Raw genomic sequence first — 22246 nt, 5'->3', positions numbered from 1 at the left:
GGCGTGATTGCCGAGGGCCCGGGGGGAGAATCGTTGTGACGCAGGGTGACAGTGACAGAAGGGTTCTCCGGTGAGTGCCGTTCCGCTTGAAGTCGTGGTGCGGGCCGAGGAGCCCGGTGAGGTGGAGCTCGGCGGGCCCGCGGAGCTCGGGCCGCGTGCCCGGCTGTTCCCCGCGCTCTGTGCCGTCTACCGCGCCCAGCTCTCCCGCGCCCGCGTCGCGCGGATTCCGCTGCTCTTCGTGGCGACCTTCCAGTCCGTCGGCATCATGATCCTGATGCGCGGCGTCGTGGACGGCGGCGGCGAGGCCCGTGCCGTCGTCGCCGGATCGTCCGTGCTCGTCGTCGCCTTCGTCGCGCTCAACCTGCTCGCGCAGTACTTCGGGCAGCTCCGCGCCGACGGCGGCCTCGACCACTACGCCACGCTGCCCGTGCCGCCCGCCGCCGTGGTGCTGGGCGCCGCCGCCGCGTACGCCTCCTTCACGGTGCCCGGCACCCTCGTCACGGCCGTCGTGGGCTGCGGCCTCTTCGGACTGCCGCTCACCCACCTGTGGGTGCTCGCCGCGGTGATCCCGCTCGCCGGTGCCGCCCTCGCCGGACTCGGCGCCGCGCTCGGCCTGCTCGCGCCGCGGCCCGAACTGGCCACGCTGCTCGGCCAGATGGGCATGTCCGCGGCGCTGCTGCTCGGCGTGCTCCCGGCCGAGCGGATGCCGACGCTGTTGCAGTACGCGCGCGACCTGCTGCCTTCCACCTACGGAGTGGAGGCCTTCGCTCGTACGTTCGGGCCGGACCCGGACTGGGCCGTCGTCGCCCTCGATCTGGCGGTCTGCGCGGGGGTCGGTGTCGCCTCGCTCGCCGTGGCCACCTGGGCGTACCGCCGGGCGGCCGTCCGGTGACGCGCCGCACCGTCAAAAAGGGGCAGCGCGCAGCGCTTCGGTGAGGGCGGCGGCCGGGAGACGGGTGGGCCTGGCACGATGTGTGGGTGACCGCACCGCTGACACCCTCCCAACCGCCGCACGACGAACCCTCGAACGACCCCTGGCAGGCACCCGCGCAGCCGTCGGCGGGCATGCCTCCGCACGGATTCGACGAGGACGGGCCCGGCATGAAGAAGGAACTGCTGCAGGCCGCACTGATCATGGTCGTGGTGGCCCTCAGCGGCCTGCTGCTCGGCGCGCTGTGGCTCTGGCTCGCGCCGCGCGTCCCGCTCATCTCGGACGGCGAGGCGGTCTACCTCAAGGACACCGAGGGCGAACAGGCGATCGGCGTCGACGGAACGTTCACTCTGCTGTCGCTCGGCTTCGGCGCCGTCAGCGGTGCCGTCGCCTTCCTGGTGCGCAGGAGCGGGGGAGTCCCGATGGTCGCCGGGCTCGCGTTCGGCGCCCTGTTCGGCGCCCTCCTCGCGTGGGGGCTCGGGGTCCTGCTCGGCCCCGAGACGGACGTCGCCGCGCACGCCGAGGCGCTTGGCAAGGGAATCGTCTTCGACGCGCCCATGGAACTCAAGGCCAAGGGCACGCTCCTCGCCTGGCCGGTGGCCGCGCTGGCCGTGCATCTGGGGCTCACGGCACTCTTCGGGCCGCGCGACCCGGAGCCCTACGCGGAGCCCTATGGAGAGCCGTACGACGAGGTGCGCCCCGGGGACGCCGCTTCCTGAGCGAGAGACCTTATGTGACCTCTACGCGGGGCGCTTGCCGTGGTTGGCCTTGCGCTTCTTCGCCCGCCACTTCCGCATGCGCGTCTTCTTCGACATGCCCTGGATTACTAGTCCCGCCACGGGCGGGTGTCGAGGGCACTTTCACGCCCTGCTGACTGGCGCGAGCACCGCCTCCGTGAGCCTCGCCAGGTCGCCCGGCGCCAGCTCGACCTCCAGGCCCCTGCGGCCCGCCGAGACACAGATCGTGGCGTGCGCCGACGCCGAGTCGTCAAGGACCGTACGCAGCTTCTTGCGCTGGCCGAGCGGGGAGATGCCCCCGCGCACATAGCCCGTGGTGCGCTCGGCGGCGGCCGGGTCGGCCATCACGGCGCGCTTGCCGCAGACCGCGGCGGCCAGCGCCTTCAGATCCAGGGAGCCCGCGACCGGCACCACGGCGACCGTCAGCTCGCCGTCGACCTCGGCGACCAGCGTCTTGAAGACCCGGTCGGGGGAGACGCCCATGGCCTCGGCGGCCTCCTCGCCGTACGAGGGGTGGGCGGGGTCGTGCTCGTAGGCATGGACCGTGAAGTCGGTGCCCGCGGCGGTGAGCGCCACCGTCGCCGGAGTGCCGGCCCCGCCCGCCTGCTTCTTCTGCTTCTTCGCCAAGGTGCTCGCCTTACGTGCTCGGGGCGTACGTGCTCGGGACGTACGGGTGGGCGTACGTGCTCGGGGCGTACGTCAGTTGAGGCTGGTCGTCCCGCGCGTCAGCTCGGTCGCGGGCAGCGAGGGCAGATTACGGATGATCGCGGTCTCGGCGCGCAGCAGTGTCAGCTCGTCCCGCAGCCGCGCCGCGGTGTCCGGCGCCTCCAGGAGCCGCTGCTTGGTCGGGGTGTCGAGGACGGCGGCCGCGGCGACCAGGTACGACACGACGGACGGCTCGTCCGGCAGCTCCGCCCCCGTCGCCAGTGAGCGCTCCCGCGCCCCGGCCAGCCGCTTCTGGTAAGCGCGGAAGGCCCGCAGGACGCCCTCCGCGAGCGTGCCCGCCCCTTCGCCGGGCTCCTCCGGCATCTCCTCGACCTCGGCGGTGAGGAAGGCGCCCGAGGCGTCGACCGAGTGGATCCGTACGCGCGTGGTGCCGGTGGCGAGGACCTCGAAGCCGCCGTCGGCGCGCTCCCTGATCGTCGCCGCGTCCGCCACGCAGCCCACCGCGTGGAAGGCCTTGAGCGGGTCGTCGCCGAAGCCCGCGGCGGGCCCGTGCTCGGGCATTGCCGTCTGGTCGGGGAGGCCGGGCGCGCTCGGCGCCACCTCCAGGCCGTCGCGGATGGCGACGACGGCGAACTGGCGCTGCTCCTCCTCGGGGGTCTTGAGCAGGTCGCGCATCATGGCGCGATATCGCTCCTCGAAGACGTTCAGCGGCAGCACGAGGCCGGGGAACAGCACCGAGTTGAGCGGAAAGAGCGGAAGCCGGGTGGTCACGACCGGCAAGCCTAATGCTCGTCGGAGCGCACGCGTCCGCGCGGCGGCCGCAACGGCGTCATCGACGCCACTTCGATGCGTACGCCGTCGCGCAGCTCCAGGAACTGGCCAAGTGGGTCGTCGGCCATCCGGTCCCAGGGGAAGGACGTGGCGTACGGGCCGATCAGACGCAGCTGTTCCAGCGCGTCGTCCCAGCGCTCCAGGCGTACCAGGACGTACGTGAGGAGGTTGCGGACCTCGGCGGGCCAGGGGTCGGCCGCCTCGTACTCCCGGGAGAGGCCGATCGCGAGGTCGGCCGCCGCGTCCAGGCGCTCGCGCGGGACCCGGCCCGAGGGGCTTGTCAGATAGGCGAAGGCGGCCCGCGCCGGAAGAACCTGTATCAGCGAGCCGGGCAGCGCGTCGGCGGCGGCGCGCTCGGCGAAGTCGAAGCACTCGCGGTGCGAGCCGTACCAGGCCGCCGAAAGGTACTGGAGGGCCGAGGCGTGGCAGCCGTAGTGGTACGAGGAGCGGCGCACCGCCTCCCCCCACAGCTGTTCGAAGACGGTGTGCGGGGCATGGGTGCCGCGCGCGTGGTCCAGGGCGATCCGCCAGGGCACCGGGTCGCGCGGGTCGGCCTCGGCGGCGGCGGTGAGCAGCGGGCTCATCTCGCGCAGCAGCTCGGCGCGGGCCGGTGACTCCCAGCCCCGGACGACGGCCAGTTCGGCCTTGACGAGCAGGGCGTCCGGGTCGTGCGGGGAGGCGCCGAGCCAGTCGTCGAACCACTCGGGGCGGGAGCGGGCGAAGGCGGCGAGCCGGGTGGTGTAGCGGTCGCGGTTCTCCCACTCGGCGGCCTCGCGGGTGGTGGCGAGCAGTTTGGCGGCCGGGCCGTGGTCGCCCCGGCCGGCGGCGACGAGCGCGGGGGCCAGCCGCTCGTCGGGCACGTCGAGGAGTACCTCCTCGTCCGGCGGCAGCCCGGCGGCGAGCCGGGGGGTGTGCCGGACCATGCGGGCGGTACGGATGAAGGCACGCAACACCGTGCCCTCCTTTGCCTCAACCGGGCCGCGAGCGCGGGGTGCCGGTCACCGTCGTGGTTGCTCAATTGTTGGTCGCGCAGGAAGGACGGTCAAAGGCAGGGGAAGGTTGCCCGCGGCCGGATAACGGTTCAGCGGCGCCCCCGGCTGCGCCGGCAGGCGGCCCCGGCTCCGCCGCAGCAGGCCCCTCAGCTGCGCCGCAGCAACCGCGTCGCCCCGGCCGCCACCGTCGTCGCAAGGACCCAGCCGAGCAGGATCAGCGCCGTCGAGAACCACTGCCAGCCGCCGCGCAGCTGCCAGTAGCTGTCCTGGCCGAGGTTGATCACCGGGAGCAGCAGGTCGAGGGCGAAGAGCGCCGGGTTCCAGTGCGGGTGCTCGCCCGGTTTGATCGCCGGGTGGTCCGCGTGCGAGAACGCCACCGCGCTGATCGCCCACAGCACCGCCATCCACACGGCCGCGCGCCCGGGCCGGTAGCCGTACGCGACCGTCCAGTCCTGCGCGTATCCCCACAGCTTCGCCGCGAGCGGCAGCGTCTCGCGGCGCCGCCGCTGCTTGGCGAGCAGGACCTCGCGGGCGTCGGCGTCCTCCCCGCCGTTGCGCAGGACGGCGGCCAGCTTCTCGTACGGCTCGGGGTTGTACTCGGCGGTCGCGGCCGCCACCCAGGCCAGCCGCCCGGAGAGCGGGAAGCTGCCGAGCGGGACAAGGTTCTCGTAGGTGAAACCGCCCATCTGGAGGCCGCCGGGCCCGGGCCAGCTCGCCGCCCTGTCGATGAGGTTGACCACCTTGGCGCCGGAGAGCACGACCTTGCCGCGCTGCGGTGCCTCGCCGAGGAAGCGCAGCTCGGGCGTCTGGACGCGGCGCAGCGAGATCTCCTGGTCCTGCTGGAGCGTGAAGCGGGCCTGCGCGAAGTCGATGGCGTCGCCGAAGCGGCCGTCGTCGAGCCGGATGCCGCCCTCGCACTCGAAGCGCTGCACGCGCGTGCCCCGCGCCGGGGTCATGCCGCTGGTGTGCGGCGGATTGCCGACGGCGGCCGGGGTCAGATACAGCGTGCGCTCGACGGTCAGCTGCGGGGCGTTGAGAGCGTGCCGCCCGTACTGGTTGATCAGCTTGCTGCCGCGCAGGCTCAGCGAGACGCCGACCTTCGCGCCGCGCAGGCTCAGCTCGCCGTGCGACTCCATCATCTCGGCCTGGAGGTCCTGTCCGACGGCGAGCCCGTCGCCGGTGATGGAACGGCCGCGCCGGTCGCGGTAGACCACCGCCTGGTTCAGGAGCAGGTCGGTGCCGATCTGGGCGTCGGTGAGGCGGATGCCGTTGTGGACCCGGCAGCGCGGCAGGTGCAGATCGCCCTCCGTGTGCAGCCGGGCCGCCTCGATTCGCGGGATCGAGCAGTCGACGAGGCGCAGCGTGGCGAAGCGGGACTCGGGGAGCACGACCTCCTTCTCGAAGCGGCAGTGCTTCAGCTCCGTGTACGGCACGACGGTCCCGCCCGCGAGATCGAGCACGTCCGTGATCTGCACCCCGGCCAGCTTCAGCGAGGAGACCCGGCCCGCGAGCGCCGGCGGACCGTCGAGCAGCAGCCAGCACACGATGCGCGCCCGCACGCTGCGCTCGGGACCCCAGGGGTGCCCGCCGTGCGGATCGTCCGCGAGGGCGTTGCCCGATCTGAGGTCGTAGACGCTGCCGTTGCGGAAGGCCTGCCACATGCCGATCTCGGCGGCCGTAAGACCGTCCGGCGGGTCCCCGGCGCCCGCGTCGTCGACCACTGCCCTTGCCTCCCCGTCCTGCGGTGCACTCTTGCCTCGTACACCTGTTTCATGCCCGCTCTGTGACCGACTGAACGCTAGTGGTGAACGGCGTCCAGCGGGGTCTGTATCAGCCACTGATACAGGCGACCGACGTCGAAAGAAGGTCTGAGAGAATTGGCCATGTGATCTCTCGAATCGATCTGCGCGGCGACGCCCTCCCCGAGGGCCCCGCCCTGCGCGCCCTGCTGCCCCGTGCCGACTTCGACGTCGCGGCCGCCCTGGAGAAGGTGCGGCCCATCTGCGAAGACGTGCATCATCGCGGCGACGCGGCGCTGATCGAGTACGCGGAGAAGTTCGACGGAGTACGGCTCGATCAGGTCCGTGTGCCCGCCGCCGCCCTCAAGGAGGCCCTGGCCGGTCTCGACCCCGTCGTGCGCGAGGCCCTGGAGGAGTCGATCCGCCGTGCCCGCGCCGTCCACCGCGAGCAGCGCCGTGCCCCGCACACCGTGCAGGTCGCGCCCGGCGGCAAGGTCACCGAGAAGTGGGTGCCGGTCGAGCGCGTCGGGCTCTACGCCCCCGGCGGCCGGTCCGTCTACCCCTCCTCCGTGATCATGAACGCCGTGCCCGCGCAGGAGGCGGGCGTCGAGTCGATGGCGCTCGCGTCCCCGCCGCAGGCCGACTTCGGCGGCCTCCCGCACCCCACGATCCTCGCCGCCTGCGCCCTCCTCGGCATCGACGAGGTGTACGCCGTCGGCGGCGCCCAGGCCGTCGCGATGTTCGCGTACGGCACCGAGACCTGCGCCCCGGCGAACATGGTCACCGGCCCCGGCAACATCTGGGTCGCCGCCGCCAAGCGGTACTTCACCGGCCGCATCGGCATCGACACCGAGGCGGGCCCGACCGAGATCGCGGTCCTCGCCGACGACACCGCCGACCCGGCGCACGTCGCGTCCGACCTGATCAGCCAGGCCGAGCACGACCCGCTCGCCGCCGCCGTCCTCGTCACGGACTCCGTGGCGCTCGCGGACGCCGTCGACAAGGAGCTGGCGCCGCAGGTCGCCGCCACCAAGCACGTCGAGGACCGCATCGTGCCCGCGCTCCAGGGCCGCCAGTCCGCGATCGTCCTGGTCGACGGTCTGGAGGAGGGCCTGCGCGTCGTCGACGCGTACGGCGCCGAGCACCTGGAGATCCAGACCGCCGACGCCGCCGCCGTCGCGGACCGAGTGAAGAACGCGGGCGCGATCTTCGTCGGCCCCTGGGCGCCCGTCTCCCTCGGCGACTACTGCGCGGGCTCCAACCACGTCCTGCCCACCGGCGGCTGCGCCTGCCACTCCTCGGGCCTGTCCGTCCAGTCGTTCCTGCGGGGCATCCACATCGTCGACTACACCCGCGAGGCGCTTGCCGACGTCGCCCACCACGTGGTGACGCTCGCCGAGGCGGAGGACCTGCCGGCGCACGGCGCGGCGATCAAGGCAAGGTTCGGATGGAAGGTGCCGGGCCAGTGAGCGACGTACGCGTCGGCATCGACGACCTCCCCGTCCGCGACGAGCTGCGCGGCAAGTCCCCCTATGGCGCGCCCCAGCTCGACGTACCCGTACGCCTGAACACCAACGAGAACCCCTACCCGCTGCCCGAGCCGCTCGTCGAGCGCATCGCCGAGCGCGTGCGCGAGGCCGCCCGCGACCTCAACCGCTACCCCGACCGGGACGCGGTCGAGCTGCGCACCGAACTGGCGCGCTACCTCACCCGCACCTCGGGCCACGAGGTCGGCCTCGCCCACGTCTGGGCGGCCAATGGCTCGAACGAGGTCATCCAGCAGCTTCTGCAGACCTTCGGCGGCCCCGGCAGGACGGCCATCGGCTTCGAGCCCTCGTACTCGATGCACGGTCTGATCGCGCGCGGCACCGGCACGGCCTGGATCTCCGGACCGCGCCACGACGACTTCACGGTCGACGTCGAGGCGGCGGCGAAGGCCATCGCCGAGCACCGGCCGGACGTCGTCTTCATCACCACGCCCAACAACCCCACGGGCACCGCCGTCCCCGCCGAGACGGTCCTCGCCCTGTACGACGCCGCGCAGGCCGCGAAGCCGTCCATGGTGGTGGTGGACGAGGCGTACGTGGAATTCAGCCACGGTGACTCGCTGCTCCCCCTGATCGAGGGGCGGCCGAACCTCGTCGTCTCGCGGACCATGTCCAAGGCGTTCGGCGCCGCCGGACTCCGCCTCGGCTACCTCGCCGCCCACCCGGCGGTCGTCGACGCCGTGCAGCTGGTGCGCCTGCCGTACCACCTGTCGGCCGTCACCCAGGCCACCGCGCTCGCCGCCCTGGAGCACACCGACACGCTCCTGAAGTACGTCGACCAGCTCAAGGCCGAGCGCGACCGCCTCGTCACCGAGCTGCGGGCGCTGGGCTACGAGGTGACCGACTCCGACGCCAACTTCGTGCAGTTCGGGCGGTTCGACGGCGAGGGCGGCGCCCACGAGGTGTGGCGGCGGATCCTCGACCGGGGCGTCCTGGTGCGGGACAACGGCGTACCGGGATGGCTGCGGGTCACCGCGGGAACCCCGGCCGAAAACGACGCGTTCCTCGATGCGGTACGCGAACTCAAGAAGGAGCACGGCGCATGAGCCGCGTAGGACGGGTCGAACGGACCACCAAGGAGACCTCCGTCGTCGTCGAGATCGATCTCGACGGCACCGGCAAGGTCGACGTGTCGACCGGGGTCGGTTTCTACGACCACATGCTCGACCAGCTCGGCCGCCACGGCCTCTTCGACCTCACGGTCAAGACCGAGGGCGACCTGCACATCGACTCCCACCACACCATCGAGGACACCGCGCTCGCGCTCGGCGCCGCCTTCAAGCAGGCCCTCGGCGACAAGGTGGGCATCTACCGCTTCGGCAACTGCACGGTCCCGCTCGACGAGTCGCTGGCCCAGGTGACGGTCGACCTCTCCGGCCGTCCCTACCTCGTGCACACCGAGCCCGAGAAGATGGCGCCGATGATCGGCGAGTACGACACAACGATGACCCGGCACATCCTGGAGTCCTTCGTCGCGCAGGCGCAGATCGCCCTGCACGTCCACGTGCCCTACGGCCGCAACGCCCACCACATCGTGGAGTGCCAGTTCAAGGCCCTGGCCCGCGCCCTGCGGTACGCGTCCGAGCGCGACCCGCGCGCGGCGGGCATCCTTCCCTCCACGAAGGGCGCGCTGTAACCGATGACGGGCCTCAACACCATCCTCATCGTCGTCGGTCTCTTCCTGATCGGCGGCATCATCTCCTTCGTCAAGCAGGGGATGCCCAAGAGCCTGATCACGCTGCTGTCCATCGCCGCCGTGATGTGCCTGGCCGCGGGCATCCTGCGACTCGACTACTGGAACTGACGGGAGGCGTACGACAGATGAGCACTCCCAAGAAGGTCGTCGTCTTCGACTACGGCTTCGGCAACGTCCGCTCCGCCGAGCGCGCCCTCGCGCGCGCGGGAGCTGACGTGGAGATAACGCGCGACTACGACAAGGCCATGAACGCCGAGGGCCTGCTCGTGCCCGGCGTCGGCGCCTTCGCCGCTTGCATGAAGGGCCTCAAGGAAGCGCGCGGCGACTGGATCGTCGGGCGGCGCCTGGCCGGTGGCCGCCCCGTGATGGGCATCTGCGTGGGCATGCAGATCCTCTTCGAGCGCGGCATCGAGCACGGCGTGGAGACCGAGGGCCTTGACGAGTGGCCCGGCACGGTCGAGCCGCTGAAGGCCGAGATCGTCCCGCACATGGGCTGGAACACCGTCGAGGCGCCCACCGAATCCACGCTCTTCAAGGGCCTGGACGACGACGCCCGCTTCTACTTCGTGCACTCCTACGCCGTGCACCACTGGTCCCTCGAAGTCGCGAACCCGGCGATGCGCGCCCCGCACGTCACCTGGTCCACGCACGGCGAGCCCTTCGTGGCGGCCGTCGAGAACGGCGCCCTGTGCGCCACGCAGTTCCACCCCGAGAAGTCCGGCGACGCCGGCGCCCAGCTCCTCACCAACTGGATCGGAACCCTGTGAGCACCCTCGAACTCCTTCCCGCCGTCGACGTCCGCGACGGCCAGGCCGTACGCCTCGTCCACGGCGAGTCCGGCTCGGAGACCTCCTACGGCTCCCCGCTGGAGGCCGCCCTCGCCTGGCAGCGGTCGGGCGCCGAGTGGCTGCACCTGGTCGACCTGGACGCCGCGTTCGGCACCGGGGACAACCGCGAGCTGATCGCCGAGGTCGCGGGCGCGATGGACATCAAGGTCGAGCTGTCCGGCGGCATCCGCGACGACGCCTCGCTGGCCGCCGCCCTCGCCACCGGCTGCACCCGCGTCAACCTCGGCACCGCCGCCCTGGAGACCCCCGAGTGGGTCGCCAAGGTCATCGCCGAGCACGGCGACAAGATCGCGGTCGGTCTCGACGTACGCGGCACGACGCTGCGCGGCCGCGGCTGGACCCGCGACGGCGGCGACCTCTACGAAACCCTGGAGCGCCTGAACTCCGAGGGCTGCGCGCGCTATGTAGTGACCGACATCGCCAAGGACGGCACGCTCCAGGGCCCGAACCTGGAGCTGCTGCGCAACGTGTGCGCGGCGACGGACCGTCCCGTGGTCGCCTCCGGCGGCGTCAGCAGCCTGGACGACCTGCGCGCCATCTCCGAGCTGGTCCCGCTCGGCGTCGAGGGCGCCATCGTCGGCAAGGCGCTGTACGCGAAGGCGTTCACGCTGGAAGAGGCGCTGGAGGCCGTGGCCCGATGAGTGACGTACGACGAGTACAGAGCGGCAGCCCCTGGGAGGAGGCCTTCGGCTTCGCGCGGGCCGTCGCGGCGGGCGACCGGGTCGTGGTCGGCGGCACCACGTCCTTCAAGGGCGACATCCTGCACGGCGAGGGCGACCCCTACGAGCAGACGCGGGTCGCCATCGCCAACGCGCTCGCGGCGATCGCCGAGTTCGGGCTCGGCGCCGACTCCGTGACCGCCGTGCGGCTGCTCATCACCCATGCGCGGGACGTCGACGCGGTGGGACGCGCGCACAAGGAGGTCTTCGACTCCGTGCGCCCGGTGATGACCATGGTGGTCGTCTCCGGCTTCGTCGACTCGCGCATCCTGGTCGAGGTGGAGCTGGAAGCCTACCGAGGAGCCCCCGCATGACCCTCTCGGTACGCGTGATCCCCTGCCTGGACGTGGACAACGGCCGCGTCGTCAAGGGCGTCAACTTCCAGAACCTGCGCGACGCGGGCGACCCCGTCGAGATGGCCAAGGTCTACGACGCCGAGGGCGCCGACGAGCTGACCTTCCTGGACATCACCGCCTCCTCCGGCAACCGCGAGACGACCTACGACGTGGTGCGCCGCACCGCCGAGCAGGTCTTCATCCCGCTCACGGTCGGCGGCGGTGTGCGCACCGCCGAGGACGTCGACAAACTGCTGCGCGCGGGCGCGGACAAGGTCGGCGTGAACACGGCGGCGATCGCCCGCCCCGACCTGATCCGCGAGATCGCCGAGCGCTTCGGCCGCCAGGTCCTCGTGCTCTCGGTGGACGCGCGGCGCACGGCGTCCGGCTCCTTCGAGGTGACCACCCACGGCGGCCGGAAGTCCGCCGGGATCGACGCCGTCGAATGGGCGCACCGGGCCGCGGAGCTGGGCGCGGGCGAGATCCTGCTCAACTCGATGGACGCCGACGGCACGAAGGACGGCTACGACATCGAGATGATCGAGGCCGTACGCAAGCACGTCACCGTCCCCGTCATCGCCTCGGGCGGCGCGGGCCGCCTCGAGCACTTCCCCCCGGCGATCGCGGCGGGCGCGGACGCGGTCCTCGCCGCCTCGGTCTTCCACTTCGGCGATCTGCGGATCGGCGAGGTGAAGCAGACCCTGCGGGAGGCGGGGCACCCCGTCCGGTAGCCGGTCCGCCGGGCGAGCGCTCAGCCCCTGAAGCCCCGGCTGCTTCTAGAGGCCCAGCTGCTTCGTCTCGTGGAGTGCCGCGATCGCGTCCTTGTCGCCGTCCAGGGCCACATCGGCGACCTCCTGCCTGCCGTACGCGAACAGCAGCAGCTCGGACGGCTCGCCCGTGGCCGTCACCACAGGGGTGCCCCGGTGGGCCACCGCCGTCTGGCCGTTCGGACGGCGCAGGACCAGGCCCACCGGCGCCTTGCGGCCCACCAGGCGGGCCGTCCGCTCCAGCCGGGACCACAGGGCGTCCGAGAAGACCGGGTCGAGGTCGCGCGGGGTCCAGTCGGGGCGCGCCCTGCGCACGTCCTCGGTGTGGATGTAGAACTCCACGGAGTTCGACGCCTCGTCCACCTGCTTGAGGTTGAAGGGCGAGAACCTCGGCGGGCCCGTCCTGATCAGCTGGATCAGCTCTTCGTACGGCTTCGCGGCGAACTCGGCCTGCACCCGCTCCAGGCGGCCCGCCAGCTGCTTGATCAGGAGCCCGCCCGCCGCGTCCGCGCGGCGCTCGCGCACCACCACGTGGGCCGCGAGATCGCGGGTCTTCCAGCCCTCACAGAGGGTGGGGGCCTCCGGGCCCTCCGCCTCCAACAGATCGGCGAGGAGAAGTCGTTCACGCTTCGCATGGGTCGACATACGGGCAAGCCTACGACCCTCCTCGCGGTCCGGACAGTGGACGTACGCGGAGCGGCCCGCGCCCGCGCGGCACAATGGGCCCATGACCAGCGTCCCCCCGCCCAGCAGCGGCCTCGACCCGGAGATCGCCGCGCGCCTCAGGCGCAGCGCCGACGGCCTCCTCCCCGCCATCGCCCAGCAGTACGACACCGGTGAGGTGCTGATGCTCGGCTGGATGGACGACGAGGCACTGCACCGCACCCTCACCACGGGGCGCTGCACCTACTGGTCCCGCAGCCGCCAGGAGTACTGGGTCAAGGGCGACACCTCCGGACACTTCCAGTACGTCAAGGAAGTCGCCCTCGACTGCGACGCCGACACCGTCCTCGTCCAGGTCGACCAGGTCGGCGCCGCCTGCCACACCGGCACGCGCACCTGTTTCGACTCCGACGTGCTGCCCCTGTCCGACGTGCCCGCGCCCGGTCAGTAAGGTCTGCTGCCATGGACCTGGAGACCTTCCGCAAGCTCGCGACCGACCGCCGCGTCATCCCCGTCAGCCGCAAGCTCCTCGCGGACGGCGACACCCCCGTCGGCCTCTACCGCAAGCTCGCCGCCGAGCGCCCCGGCACCTTCCTCCTGGAGTCGGCGGAGAACGGCCGCAGCTGGTCCCGCTACTCCTTCGTGGGAGTCCGCAGCGCCGCCACCCTCACCGTCCGCGACGGCGAGGCCCACTGGCTCGGCACCCCGCCCGTCGGCGTCCCCGTCTCGGGCGACCCGCTCGCCGCGCTGCGCGCCACCGTCGACATACTGCACACCCCGCGCGACCTGGCCGGACAGCTGCCGCCCTTCACCGGCGGCATGGTCGGCTACCTCGGCTACGACATCGTGCGCCGCCTGGAGAAGATCGGCCCTGGCGAGCGGGACGACCTCAAGCTCCCCGAGCTGACCATGCTGCTCACCAGCGACCTCGCCGTCCTCGACCACTGGGACGGCTCGGTCCTGCTGATCGCCAACGCGATCAACCACAACGACCTCGACACCGGCGTCGACGAGGCCCACGCCGACGCGATCGCCCGGCTCGACGCCATGGAGGCCGACCTCTCGCGCCCCGTCGCCCAGCCCCCGGCCGCGCTCCCCGCCTCCGAGCTGCCCGAGTACACCGCGCTGTGGGGCGGCGAGCAGTACCAAGAAGCCGTCGACGACATCAAAGAGCGCATCCGGGCGGGCGAGGCCTTCCAGGTCGTGCCCTCCCAGCGCTTCGAAACGCCCTGCACGGCAAGCGCGTTGGACGTCTACCGCGTGCTGCGGGCCACCAACCCGTCGCCGTACATGTACCTCCTGCGCCTCGACGGATTCGACGTCGTCGGCTCGAGCCCCGAAGCCCTCGTCAAGGTCGAGGACGGGCGCGCCATGGTCCACCCCATCGCCGGCACCCGCCACCGCGGCGCCACCCCGCAGGAGGACCAGGCCCTCGCCGACGAACTCCTCGCCGACCCCAAGGAGCGCGCCGAGCACCTGATGCTCGTCGACCTCGGCCGCAACGACCTCGGGAGGGTCTGCGAGCCCGGCTCCGTCGAGGTCGTCGACTTCATGTCCGTCGAGAAGTACTCCCACGTCATGCACATCGTCTCGACGGTCACCGGCCAGGTCGCCGAGGGCCGCACCGCCTTCGACGTGCTCACCGCCTGCTTCCCCGCGGGCACCCTCTCCGGCGCCCCCAAGCCGCGCGCCATGCAGATCATCGACGAACTGGAACCCTCCCGGCGCGGCCTGTACGGCGGCTGCGTCGGCTACCTCGACTTCGCGGGCGACTCCGACACCGCCATCGCCATCCGCACCGCCCTGCTGCGCGACGGCACGGCGTACGTCCAGGCCGGGGCCGGTGTGGTCGCCGACTCCGACCCGGTCGCCGAGGACACCGAGTGCCGCAACAAGGCCGCCGCCGTGCTGCGCGCCATCCACACGGCCAACCGCCTGCACGCTCCCGCGAGCCGTGAGGGATAGTGGACAGGTGACTTCCGCAGTGCCACCGCCCCGGACCGACGCCAAGCCCGACCCCCAGCCCGAGACGCGGCCGGAGGCCGAGACCGAACGCCGGACCGAGCGCGAGCCCGAGACCCGGGAACAGCGCGGCAGCAGGCGCAGCATCGCCGCCGCGCTGCTGCTCGGCGCCGTCGGCGCGGCCCTCGCGCTGCTCGCCTCCCGCCAGACCTGGGCCCGCGGGACGGCGTCGGTGGCCGGCGGCGACCTGCCGCTGACCGCCCAGGGCAGTGACGTCACGGGTGTCCCGGCGGCCCTCGCGATAGTGGGCCTCGCCGCCCTCGTCGCCGTCTTCGCGGTCCGCCGCACCGGACGCGCCCTGGTCTCCCTGCTCCTCATGCTCAGCGGCGCGGGCACCGCGGCCGCCGCCCTGCTCGGCGCCCGCGACAGCGCCGCACTCGACGAGAAGGCCGCCACCGCCTCCGGAGACGCCGCCGCCACCATCGGCGGCCTCAGCCACACCGGCTGGCCCTACGCCGCGGCGGCCGCGGGCGTCCTGCTCCTGCTCGCCGGGCTCCTCGCCCTCACCTACGGCCGCTCCTGGCCCGCGATGTCGGGGCGCTACGAACGCGACGGCTCGCCGAGCCCCCGCAAGGCCCGCCGCGCCCCGGACCCGGAACGGCCCGAGGAACTGTGGAAGGCGCTCGACCGCGGCGAGGACCCGACGCGCGAAGCCTGACCCCGCGATCGGACCCGCCTCGCGAGTACGGGACAATGACAGCGAGCGCACGACTCGCGGTGGGCCTCCCACCGACCACCACGCATACAGCAACGAGGAGCAAGTCATGGCGGGCAGCAGCCACGGACACACCCCGGCCGCCTGGACCGGTGTCATCATCGCCTTCATCGGTTTCTGCGTCGCGGGTGCCTTCATGGTGATGGCCAACGTGCCCGGGTTCTGGGCCGGCATGGCCCTCGTCGTGGTCGGCGGCCTCGTCGGCCTCGTCATGCGCGCCATGGGCCTCGGTGCGGAGAAGCGCCCGCAGCGGGAGATCCGCGCCGAGAGCTGACGTACGCCGTACGACACGCGGTACGAGAAGAGGCGGTCCCCGCAGCAGCCGGGGCCGCCTCTTCGCGCGTGCGCCCCCGGGCGGCGGCCCCGCGCGCGGTGCACAATGCACGGGTGACCGCCGAGACCGAGAGCGCCGAGACCGCCCGCGGGCGCGCGTCCGCCCTGGTGGGGCGGCTTTTCGTGCCGGCCGGTCTGCTCGCCTCGGTCGTCGGCGCCTTCGCCTACGTCGGCGCCGTCGACCCCAACGAACCCGGCCACTACCCCGCCTGCCCGCTCCTGCGCCTCACCGGCCTCTACTGCCCCGGCTGCGGCGGCCTGCGCAGCGCCCACGCCTTCGTCCACGGCGACCTCGCCGCGGCCCTCGGCGCCAACGCGCTCGCCGTCATCGGATACGTCCTCTTCGCGGCGGTATGGGTCCTCTGGGTGGTCAGGGTGGTGCGCGGGCGGCCCCTGCGGATCGCGCTCGGCGGCGCTCAGCTGTGGGGCGTCGGCGTGCTGGTCGCGGTCTTCACACTCGTACGCAATCTGCCGTTCGGGTCATGGCTGCATCCATGAATCCGCAGGCCGCACGGGTGGTGAATGTCCAGGTCGTGGGACGGGCGTCAACCGGATGCGGAGCCTTCGCCCTCCTGCGGATACCATCGCAGTGACCAGATTGATCGTCAGCTTCAACCGTCAGGGAAGGGGACCTCTCGCGTGAGTGTGCTCGACGAGATCATCGACGGAGTCCGTGCCGACCTCGCGGAGCGGCAGGCGCGCGTCAGCCTCGACGAGCTGAAGGAACGCGCGGCCAAGGCTCCCGCGGCCAAGGACGGCGCGGCCGCACTGCGCGGTGACGGCGTCAAGGTCATCTGCGAGGTCAAGCGCTCCAGCCCCTCCAAGGGCGCCCTCGCCGCGATCGCCGACCCCGCCGGACTCGCCGCCGACTACGAGGCGGGCGGCGCCGCCGTCATCTCCGTGCTCACCGAGGAGCGCCGCTTCGGCGGCTCGCTCGCCGACCTGGAGGCCGTCCGCGCCAAGGTCGAGATCCCGGTGCTGCGCAAGGACTTCATCGTCACCTCGTACCAGCTGTGGGAGGCCCGTGCGTACGGCGCCGACCTCGCGCTGCTGATCGTCGCCGCCCTGGACCAGCCCGCCCTGGAGTCCCTCATCGAGCGCGCCGAGTCGATCGGCCTCACGCCGATCGTCGAGGTGCACGACGAGGAGGAGGCCGAGCGCGCCGTGGACGCGGGCGCCCGCGTCGTCGGCGTCAACGCCCGGGACCTCAAGACCCTCAAGGTCGACCGCTCGGTGTTCGAGCGGATCGCCCCCGAGCTGCCGGACAGCGTCGTCAAGATCGCCGAGTCCGGTGTGCGCGGCCCGCACGACCTGATCGCGTACGCCAACGCGGGCGCCGACGCGGTCCTCGTCGGTGAGTCCCTGGTGACCGGCCGCGACCCGAAGACGGCGGTCTCCGACCTCGTCGCCGCGGGCGCGCACCCGGCCCTCCGCCACGGACGGAGCTGACCCTCCCCATGGCCATCTCCGCCCGCCTCGCACCCGGCTGCCGCCCCCGCGGCTGCCGGGCGCCCGCGCGGCGCGTGCGGGGCAGGCGCGTGCGGTACCACATCGGCTCGGAGCCGGGCCAGATCCCCGGAATGCGATGGCGACGCGGCGCCTTGTGCGCCGCCTGAGCTGAAGAGCGCCCCGTAAGGGGCGCGAGGAACTGCGCGACCGGCCCAAGAGGACCCGCAGTCGCGCAGGAGCCCGACCAGCTACGGCGCCAAGGCGTACTCGCGAAAGATGCCAACCAACGCTTCAGCGAGGATCCCGCCATGCCCAGCCAGTTCTTCATCCCGGACCCCGAGGGTCAAGTACCCAGCGCCGAAGGCTACTTCGGCGCCTTCGGCGGAAAATTCATCCCGGAGGCCCTGGTGGCCGCCGTGGACGAGGTCGCCGTCGAGTACGACAAGGCGAAGAGCGACCCCGCCTTCGCCGCCGAGCTCGACGACCTGCTCGTCCACTACACGGGAAGGCCGAGCAGCCTCACCGAGGTCCCCCGCTTCGCGGAGCACGCGGGAGGCGCCCGCGTCTTCCTCAAGCGCGAGGACCTGAACCACACCGGCTCACACAAGATCAACAACGTGCTCGGCCAGGCCCTGCTCACCAAGCGCATGGGCAAGACCCGCGTCATCGCGGAGACCGGCGCCGGTCAGCACGGCGTCGCCACGGCCACCGCCTGCGCGCTCTTCGGCCTCGAATGCACCATCTACATGGGCGAGATCGACACCGAGCGCCAGGCCCTGAACGTGGCCCGCATGCGCATGCTCGGCGCCGAGGTCATCGCCGTGAAGTCCGGCAGCCGCACCCTGAAGGACGCCATCAACGAGGCGTTCCGCGACTGGGTCGCCAACGTGGACCGCACGCACTACCTCTTCGGCACCGTGGCGGGACCGCACCCCTTCCCCGCCATGGTCCGCGACTTCCACCGCGTCATCGGCGTCGAGGCCAGGCGGCAGATCCTGGAGCGCGCCGGGCGCCTGCCCGACGCCGCCGTCGCCTGCGTGGGCGGCGGCTCCAACGCCATCGGACTCTTCCACGCCTTCATCCCCGACAGGGACGTACGCCTCATCGGCTGCGAGCCCGCCGGGCACGGCGTCGAGACGGGCGAGCACGCGGCCACGCTGACGGCGGGCGAGCCGGGCATCCTGCACGGCTCCCGTTCCTACGTGCTCCAGGACGAGGAGGGCCAGATCACCGAGCCCTACTCGATCTCCGCCGGACTCGACTACCCCGGCATCGGACCCGAGCACGCCTACCTCAAGGACAGCGGCCGCGGCGAGTACCGCGCCGTCACCGACGACGCCGCGATGCAGGCCCTGCGGCTCCTGTCCCGCACCGAGGGCATCATCCCGGCCATCGAGAGCGCCCACGCCCTCGCCGGGGCGCTCGACATCGGCAAGGAGCTGGGCAAGGACGGGCTGATCGTCGTCAACCTCTCCGGGCGCGGCGACAAGGACATGGACACGGCCGCGCGCTACTTCGGCCTGTACGACACGGACGCCACCGTCGAGGCGGACGCCTCCGCCACCGGCGCGGAGATCAAGGGGGACGCCAAGTGAGCGGCGCTGCATCCATCGGCGGCAACATCCAGCTGCTGAACGACACCCTGGCGGCCGCGAAGGCGGAGGGCCGCGCGGCGCTCATCGCCTACCTGCCCGCCGGTTTCCCCACCGTCGACGGCGGCATCGAGGCCGTCAAGGCGGCCTTCGACGGTGGCGCGGACATCGTCGAGGTCGGGCTGCCGCACTCCGACCCGGTGCTCGACGGCCCGGTCATCCAGACCGCCGACGACATCGCCCTGCGCGGCGGCCTCAAGATCCGTGACGTGATGCGCACGGTCCGCGAGGCCCACGAGGCGACCGGCAAGCCGGTGCTTGTCATGACGTACTGGAACCCCATCGACCGCTACGGCGTGGAGCGCTTCACCGCCGAGCTGGCCGAGGCGGGCGGCGCGGGCTGCATCCTGCCCGACCTGCCCGTCCAGGAGTCGGGACTGTGGCGCGAGCACGCCGAGAAGCACGGTCTGGCGACCGTCTTCGTCGTGGCGCCCAGCAGCAAGGACGCACGGCTCGCCACGATCACCGCGGCGGGCTCCGGCTTCGTCTACGCGGCGTCGCTGATGGGTGTCACCGGCACCCGCGCGTCGGTGGGCGAGCAGGCGCAGGAGCTGGTGCGGCGCACCAAGGCCACCACCGATCTGCCGGTCTGCGTGGGCCTCGGCGTCTCCAACGCCCGCCAGGCCGCGGAGGTCGCGGGCTTCGCCGACGGCGTGATCGTCGGTTCGGCCTTCGTGCAGCGGATGCTGGACGCCCCGGACGAGCGCACCGGGCTCGCCGCGGTGCGCGCGCTCGCGGCCGAACTCGCGGACGGGGTGCGCGGCGGCGCGTAACTCGTACGGGTGGACCTGGACCGGGGAGGCGCGCTCGCGCCTCCCCGGTTCGTTGGCGGGGTGTGAGTGAGAAGAACCGTGAGGCAAAGCGATCGGCCCGTGAGCGGCTGGCGGAAGAGCGAGAGCGGCAGAAGGGCCGCGACAAGAAGCGCCGGGCGCTGATCGTCGGCGCCGCGGTGGTCGGCGTCCTCGGCCTCGCCGCCGTGGTCGGCCTGCTCGCCGCCAATTCCGGCGACGACAAGAGCGACACGGCGGGCCCGGTCTCCGTCCCCGAAGGGGCGAACGGCAAGGACCGGCTTTCGCTCCCGCTCGGCAAGGAGAGCGCGAAGTCGACCCTCACCATCTGGGAGGACTTCCGCTGCCCGGCCTGCAAGCAGTTCGAGGACGGCTTCCGCGCGACGATCAACGACCTGGCCGCCAAGGGCCGGCTCAAGGTCGAGTACCACCTGACCACCCTCATCGACGGGAACATGGGCGGCAGCGGCTCCCTGCGCGCGGCCAACGCGGCGGCGTGCGCCCAGGACGCGGGCAAGTTCCCGGCCTACCACGACGTGCTCTTCAAGAACCAGCCGCCGGAGCCCGACGACGCGTACGGCAAGAACAGCCGGTTGATCGAGCTGGCCGAAGAGGTCGACGGCCTCGTCACGGACTCCTTCAAGAAGTGCGTCGAGGACGGTGAGCACGACAGCTGGGTCGCCAAGTCGCACAAGGCCTTCCAGGACGCGAAGCTCCGGGGCACCCCGGCCGTCCTGCTGAACGGCAAGAACATCTACGGCCCGCAGAACCCCCTGACCCCGCAGAAGCTGAGGCAGCTGGTGGCGGACGCCGACAAGGGCTAGCAACCCGCGAGCGCCGGGCCCCGCGGGGCGGGCGCCTGTTATGGACCCGTAGCCGGGCTGGTTGCCGCCCCCGCCGCCCGGCACGGTAGCGTCGGTCCTGCCATGGACCTTGCCTTCATCCCCAGTCCGTCGCGCGGTGTGGTCGAACTCGGACCCATTCCGCTGCGCGGCTACGCGTTCTGCATCATCATCGGCGTCTTCGTGGCCGTCTGGCTCGGCAACAGGCGGTGGGTCGCCCGCGGGGGCCGGCCAGGCACCGTGGCGGACATCGCCGTGTGGGCCGTCCCGTTCGGCCTCGTCGGCGGGCGTCTCTACCACGTGATCACGGACTACCAGCTGTACTTCAGCGAGGGCCGTGACTGGGTCGACGCCTTCAAGATCTGGGAGGGCGGCCTCGGCATCTGGGGCGCGATCGCGCTCGGCGCGGTCGGCGCGTGGATCGGCTGCCGCCGCCGGGGCATCCCCCTGCCGGCCTGGGCCGACGCGCTGGCCCCCGGCATCGCCCTCGCCCAGGCCATCGGCCGCTGGGGCAACTGGTTCAACCAGGAGCTGTACGGCAAGCCCACGGACCTGCCCTGGGCGCTGAAGATCACCTCGGCGGAGGACGGCCGGATCCCCGGCACCTACCACCCCACCTTCCTCTACGAGTCCCTGTGGTGCGTCGGCGTCGCCCTCCTCGTCATCTGGGCCGACCGCCGTTTCAAGCTCGGGCACGGGCGGGCGTTCGCGCTCTACGTCGCCGCCTACTGCGCGGGGCGCGGCTGGATCGAGTACATGCGGGTCGACGACGCGCACCATGTCCTCGGCCTGCGGCTGAACGTGTGGACCGCGATCGTGGTCTTCGTGCTCGCGGTGGTCTACCTCGTGGTGTCGGCGCGGACCCGTCCCGGCCGCGAGGAGATCGTGGAACCGGGCGCCTCCGACGAGATCCCCTCCGGTGAGGCGAGCGGCGACGACAAGGGCGACCGGGTGAAGCTGGACAAGGGCGAGGCGGAGCCCTCCGGGGAGGCGGCCGGGCCTTCGGGCAAGGCGGCCGGGCCTTCCGGTGACGGGGCCGAGTCGGCCAAGAAGGCCTGAGCACGTCCGTTCGTACGGCGACGGGGGCCCCGGATCGATGGATCCGGGGCCCCCGTTCCGCTGTCCGGTCGCCGCCAGTGTCGGCGCCGGCGCTATCGCAGGCGTTGCGCGAGCGCCAGGATCCGCTGCGCGCCCTCCACCACCGCCCTGTCCACGAAGCGGCCGTCCGGCAGCGCGAGGGCGCCCTCGTCCGTCGCCGCCGCCTTGGTGATCTCCTCCGCCCGTTCGATCTCCTCGGTGGTGGGGAGGTAGGCCTGTTCGATCACCGGGAGCTGGCGGGGGTGGATCGCCCCGCGGCCGAGGAAACCGAGGGCGCGGCCCCGCGCGCAGGACGCCGCCAGGCCCTCCAGGTCGCGGGTGTCCGGGTGGACCGACTGGCACGGCGGGGCGAGTCCCGCCGCCCGCGCCGCCACCACCACGCGGGAGCGCGCCCAGTCCAGGCCCGCGTCCTCTCGTACGCCGAGGTCCGCGCGGAGGTCCGCCTCGCCGAGGGAGAGGCCGCGCAGCGCCGGGTGCGCGGTGGCGATGGCGAAGGCGTGTTCGAGGCCGAGCGCTGATTCGACGAGGGCGTGCAGGGTGGGGGAGCCGCCGTCGGCGGGGGCCGCGCGCTCCGCGACGTGGATGACGTCGGCGCGGGAGGCGACCTTGGGCAGGCGCAGCCCCGCCACGCCGGGGAGCGGGGCGATCGCGCGGAGGTCGGCGTCGGCCAGGGGGCTGTCCAGGGCGTTGACGCGGACGTGGACGGGGACGGCGGGCGGCTGCGGGTCGGAGAGGAGTTCCGCCGTCGCCGAGCGCGCGTACTCCTTGCGGTCGGGGGCGACCGCGTCCTCCAGGTCGACGATCACCGCGTCGGCGCCCGCGTGCAGGGCCTTGGCCACCACGTCGGGGCGGTCGCCGGGAACGTAGAGCCAGGTC

The 22246-nt window shown here is 72.5% G+C and carries 28 protein-coding genes; 21 read left to right on the top strand and 7 right to left on the bottom strand.

Annotation, left to right across the window (positions count from 1 at the left end):
* Nucleotides 1-70: 70 nt before the first annotated feature.
* Nucleotides 71-892, top strand: a complete 822-nt coding sequence (locus GKQ77_RS08235; protein WP_219688046.1) for an ABC transporter permease — start codon at nucleotides 71-73, stop codon at nucleotides 890-892.
* A gap of 86 nt (nucleotides 893-978) precedes the next feature.
* Nucleotides 979-1650 carry a DUF2567 domain-containing protein gene (locus GKQ77_RS08230; RefSeq protein WP_219688045.1) on the top strand — a complete coding sequence of 224 codons (672 nt, stop codon included), beginning with the start codon at nucleotides 979-981 and terminating at the stop codon, nucleotides 1648-1650.
* A gap of 21 nt (nucleotides 1651-1671) precedes the next feature.
* On the opposite strand, the gene GKQ77_RS34275 is transcribed toward GKQ77_RS08230, so the two are convergent.
* The 5 genes from GKQ77_RS34275 to GKQ77_RS08210 all read right to left on the bottom strand — a co-directional run bounded on the left by GKQ77_RS34275 (nucleotide 1672) and on the right by GKQ77_RS08210 (nucleotide 5818).
* Nucleotides 1672-1770 (bottom strand): hypothetical protein, encoded by a 99-nt coding sequence (locus GKQ77_RS34275; protein ID WP_504739858.1) that lies wholly within the window; start codon nucleotides 1768-1770, stop codon nucleotides 1672-1674.
* A 21-nt stretch (nucleotides 1771-1791) separates the two neighbouring features.
* Complete coding sequence (ybaK, locus tag GKQ77_RS08225) at nucleotides 1792-2295, bottom strand: Cys-tRNA(Pro) deacylase (protein WP_219688044.1); 504 nt, start codon at nucleotides 2293-2295, stop codon at nucleotides 1792-1794.
* 72 nt (nucleotides 2296-2367) lie between these two features.
* Nucleotides 2368-3114: an LON peptidase substrate-binding domain-containing protein gene (locus GKQ77_RS08220; protein ID WP_258021011.1), complete on the bottom strand. Its 747-nt coding sequence runs from the start codon at nucleotides 3112-3114 to the stop codon at nucleotides 2368-2370.
* 2 nt (nucleotides 3115-3116) lie between these two features.
* A complete protein-coding gene (locus GKQ77_RS08215; protein WP_219688048.1) occupies nucleotides 3117-4088 on the bottom strand; it encodes a hypothetical protein in 972 nt (323 codons plus the stop codon).
* 215 nt (nucleotides 4089-4303) lie between these two features.
* Nucleotides 4304-5818, bottom strand: coding sequence for an oxidoreductase (locus tag GKQ77_RS08210; protein ID WP_258021016.1), 1515 nt, complete (start codon nucleotides 5816-5818; stop codon nucleotides 4304-4306).
* A 224-nt stretch (nucleotides 5819-6042) separates the two neighbouring features.
* Here GKQ77_RS08210 and hisD point away from each other — a divergent pair, with 224 nt between their 5' ends.
* Genes hisD through hisF form a run of 8 tightly spaced genes read left to right on the top strand, consistent with a single transcriptional unit; the run spans nucleotide 6043 to nucleotide 11772 of the window.
* Nucleotides 6043-7365 carry a histidinol dehydrogenase gene (hisD, locus tag GKQ77_RS08205; RefSeq protein ID WP_219688041.1) on the top strand — a complete coding sequence of 441 codons (1323 nt, stop codon included), beginning with the start codon at nucleotides 6043-6045 and terminating at the stop codon, nucleotides 7363-7365.
* Entirely contained in the window at nucleotides 7362-8489 is a 1128-nt protein-coding gene (locus GKQ77_RS08200; protein WP_308117586.1) for a histidinol-phosphate transaminase, read from the top strand. Before hisD ends, GKQ77_RS08200 begins: the two co-directional genes overlap by 4 nt.
* Entirely contained in the window at nucleotides 8486-9079 is a 594-nt protein-coding gene (gene hisB, locus GKQ77_RS08195; protein WP_030783956.1) for an imidazoleglycerol-phosphate dehydratase HisB, read from the top strand. Before GKQ77_RS08200 ends, hisB begins: the two co-directional genes overlap by 4 nt.
* A gap of 3 nt (nucleotides 9080-9082) precedes the next feature.
* A complete protein-coding gene (locus GKQ77_RS08190; RefSeq protein WP_055527442.1) occupies nucleotides 9083-9247 on the top strand; it encodes a CG2302 family histidine operon protein in 165 nt (54 codons plus the stop codon).
* Nucleotides 9248-9264: 17 nt separating this feature from the next.
* On the top strand, nucleotides 9265-9906 hold the full coding sequence (gene hisH / locus GKQ77_RS08185; protein ID WP_219688039.1) for an imidazole glycerol phosphate synthase subunit HisH: 642 nt from the start codon (nucleotides 9265-9267) through the stop codon (nucleotides 9904-9906).
* Complete coding sequence (gene priA / locus GKQ77_RS08180; protein ID WP_219688038.1) at nucleotides 9903-10628, top strand: bifunctional 1-(5-phosphoribosyl)-5-((5-phosphoribosylamino)methylideneamino)imidazole-4-carboxamide isomerase/phosphoribosylanthranilate isomerase PriA; 726 nt, start codon at nucleotides 9903-9905, stop codon at nucleotides 10626-10628. The genes hisH and priA overlap by 4 nt, the downstream gene beginning before the upstream one ends.
* Nucleotides 10625-11020, top strand: a complete 396-nt coding sequence (locus GKQ77_RS08175) for a Rid family hydrolase (RefSeq protein WP_219688037.1) — start codon at nucleotides 10625-10627, stop codon at nucleotides 11018-11020. Before priA ends, GKQ77_RS08175 begins: the two co-directional genes overlap by 4 nt.
* A complete protein-coding gene (gene hisF, locus GKQ77_RS08170) occupies nucleotides 11017-11772 on the top strand; it encodes an imidazole glycerol phosphate synthase subunit HisF (RefSeq protein ID WP_219688036.1) in 756 nt (251 codons plus the stop codon). Before GKQ77_RS08175 ends, hisF begins: the two co-directional genes overlap by 4 nt.
* Nucleotides 11773-11817: 45 nt before the next feature.
* Here hisF and GKQ77_RS08165 read toward each other — a convergent pair whose 3' ends face one another.
* On the bottom strand, nucleotides 11818-12453 hold the full coding sequence (locus GKQ77_RS08165) for a TIGR03085 family metal-binding protein (protein ID WP_219688035.1): 636 nt from the start codon (nucleotides 12451-12453) through the stop codon (nucleotides 11818-11820).
* 82 nt (nucleotides 12454-12535) lie between these two features.
* On the opposite strand from GKQ77_RS08165, the gene hisI reads away from it, so the two are divergent.
* The 11 genes from hisI (at nucleotide 12536) to lgt (ending at nucleotide 21331) form a co-directional block, all read left to right on the top strand.
* Nucleotides 12536-12922: a phosphoribosyl-AMP cyclohydrolase gene (hisI, locus tag GKQ77_RS08160; RefSeq protein WP_125512262.1), complete on the top strand. Its 387-nt coding sequence runs from the start codon at nucleotides 12536-12538 to the stop codon at nucleotides 12920-12922.
* 11 nt (nucleotides 12923-12933) lie between these two features.
* Complete coding sequence (locus GKQ77_RS08155) at nucleotides 12934-14436, top strand: anthranilate synthase component I (RefSeq protein ID WP_219688034.1); 1503 nt, start codon at nucleotides 12934-12936, stop codon at nucleotides 14434-14436.
* A gap of 7 nt (nucleotides 14437-14443) precedes the next feature.
* Entirely contained in the window at nucleotides 14444-15151 is a 708-nt protein-coding gene (locus GKQ77_RS08150; RefSeq protein ID WP_219688033.1) for a TIGR02234 family membrane protein, read from the top strand.
* Nucleotides 15152-15257: 106 nt separating this feature from the next.
* Nucleotides 15258-15482 (top strand): HGxxPAAW family protein, encoded by a 225-nt coding sequence (locus GKQ77_RS08145; protein ID WP_125512259.1) that lies wholly within the window; start codon nucleotides 15258-15260, stop codon nucleotides 15480-15482.
* Between the two features lie 113 nt (nucleotides 15483-15595).
* Complete coding sequence (locus tag GKQ77_RS08140; RefSeq protein WP_308117585.1) at nucleotides 15596-16039, top strand: DUF2752 domain-containing protein; 444 nt, start codon at nucleotides 15596-15598, stop codon at nucleotides 16037-16039.
* Nucleotides 16040-16180: 141 nt separating this feature from the next.
* Nucleotides 16181-16990 (top strand): indole-3-glycerol phosphate synthase TrpC, encoded by an 810-nt coding sequence (gene trpC, locus GKQ77_RS08135; RefSeq protein WP_219688031.1) that lies wholly within the window; start codon nucleotides 16181-16183, stop codon nucleotides 16988-16990.
* Between the two features lie 8 nt (nucleotides 16991-16998).
* Nucleotides 16999-17157 carry a tryptophan biosynthesis modulator TrpM gene (trpM, locus tag GKQ77_RS34060; RefSeq protein ID WP_372459844.1) on the top strand — a complete coding sequence of 53 codons (159 nt, stop codon included), beginning with the start codon at nucleotides 16999-17001 and terminating at the stop codon, nucleotides 17155-17157.
* 141 nt (nucleotides 17158-17298) lie between these two features.
* Complete coding sequence (gene trpB, locus GKQ77_RS08130; protein WP_125512253.1) at nucleotides 17299-18585, top strand: tryptophan synthase subunit beta; 1287 nt, start codon at nucleotides 17299-17301, stop codon at nucleotides 18583-18585.
* A gap of 14 nt (nucleotides 18586-18599) precedes the next feature.
* Nucleotides 18600-19415: a tryptophan synthase subunit alpha gene (gene trpA, locus GKQ77_RS08125; protein ID WP_219688047.1), complete on the top strand. Its 816-nt coding sequence runs from the start codon at nucleotides 18600-18602 to the stop codon at nucleotides 19413-19415.
* A 62-nt stretch (nucleotides 19416-19477) separates the two neighbouring features.
* Complete coding sequence (locus tag GKQ77_RS08120; RefSeq protein ID WP_219688030.1) at nucleotides 19478-20254, top strand: DsbA family protein; 777 nt, start codon at nucleotides 19478-19480, stop codon at nucleotides 20252-20254.
* 102 nt (nucleotides 20255-20356) lie between these two features.
* The gene (lgt, locus tag GKQ77_RS08115) at nucleotides 20357-21331 is read left to right on the top strand and encodes a prolipoprotein diacylglyceryl transferase (RefSeq protein ID WP_258021010.1); all 975 of its coding nucleotides are present in this window, start codon (nucleotides 20357-20359) and stop codon (nucleotides 21329-21331) included.
* Nucleotides 21332-21423: 92 nt separating this feature from the next.
* On the opposite strand, the gene GKQ77_RS08110 is transcribed toward lgt, so the two are convergent.
* A partial coding sequence (locus GKQ77_RS08110; protein ID WP_219688029.1) for an HpcH/HpaI aldolase/citrate lyase family protein occupies nucleotides 21424-22246 on the bottom strand: 823 nt, incomplete at its 5' end.

Origin of the sequence: Streptomyces anatolicus (assembly GCF_019400875.1) — a bacterium.
Classification (GTDB): Bacteria; Actinomycetota; Actinomycetes; order Streptomycetales; family Streptomycetaceae; genus Streptomyces; species Streptomyces anatolicus.
This window is presented reverse-complemented; position numbering and strand designations above follow the sequence as displayed.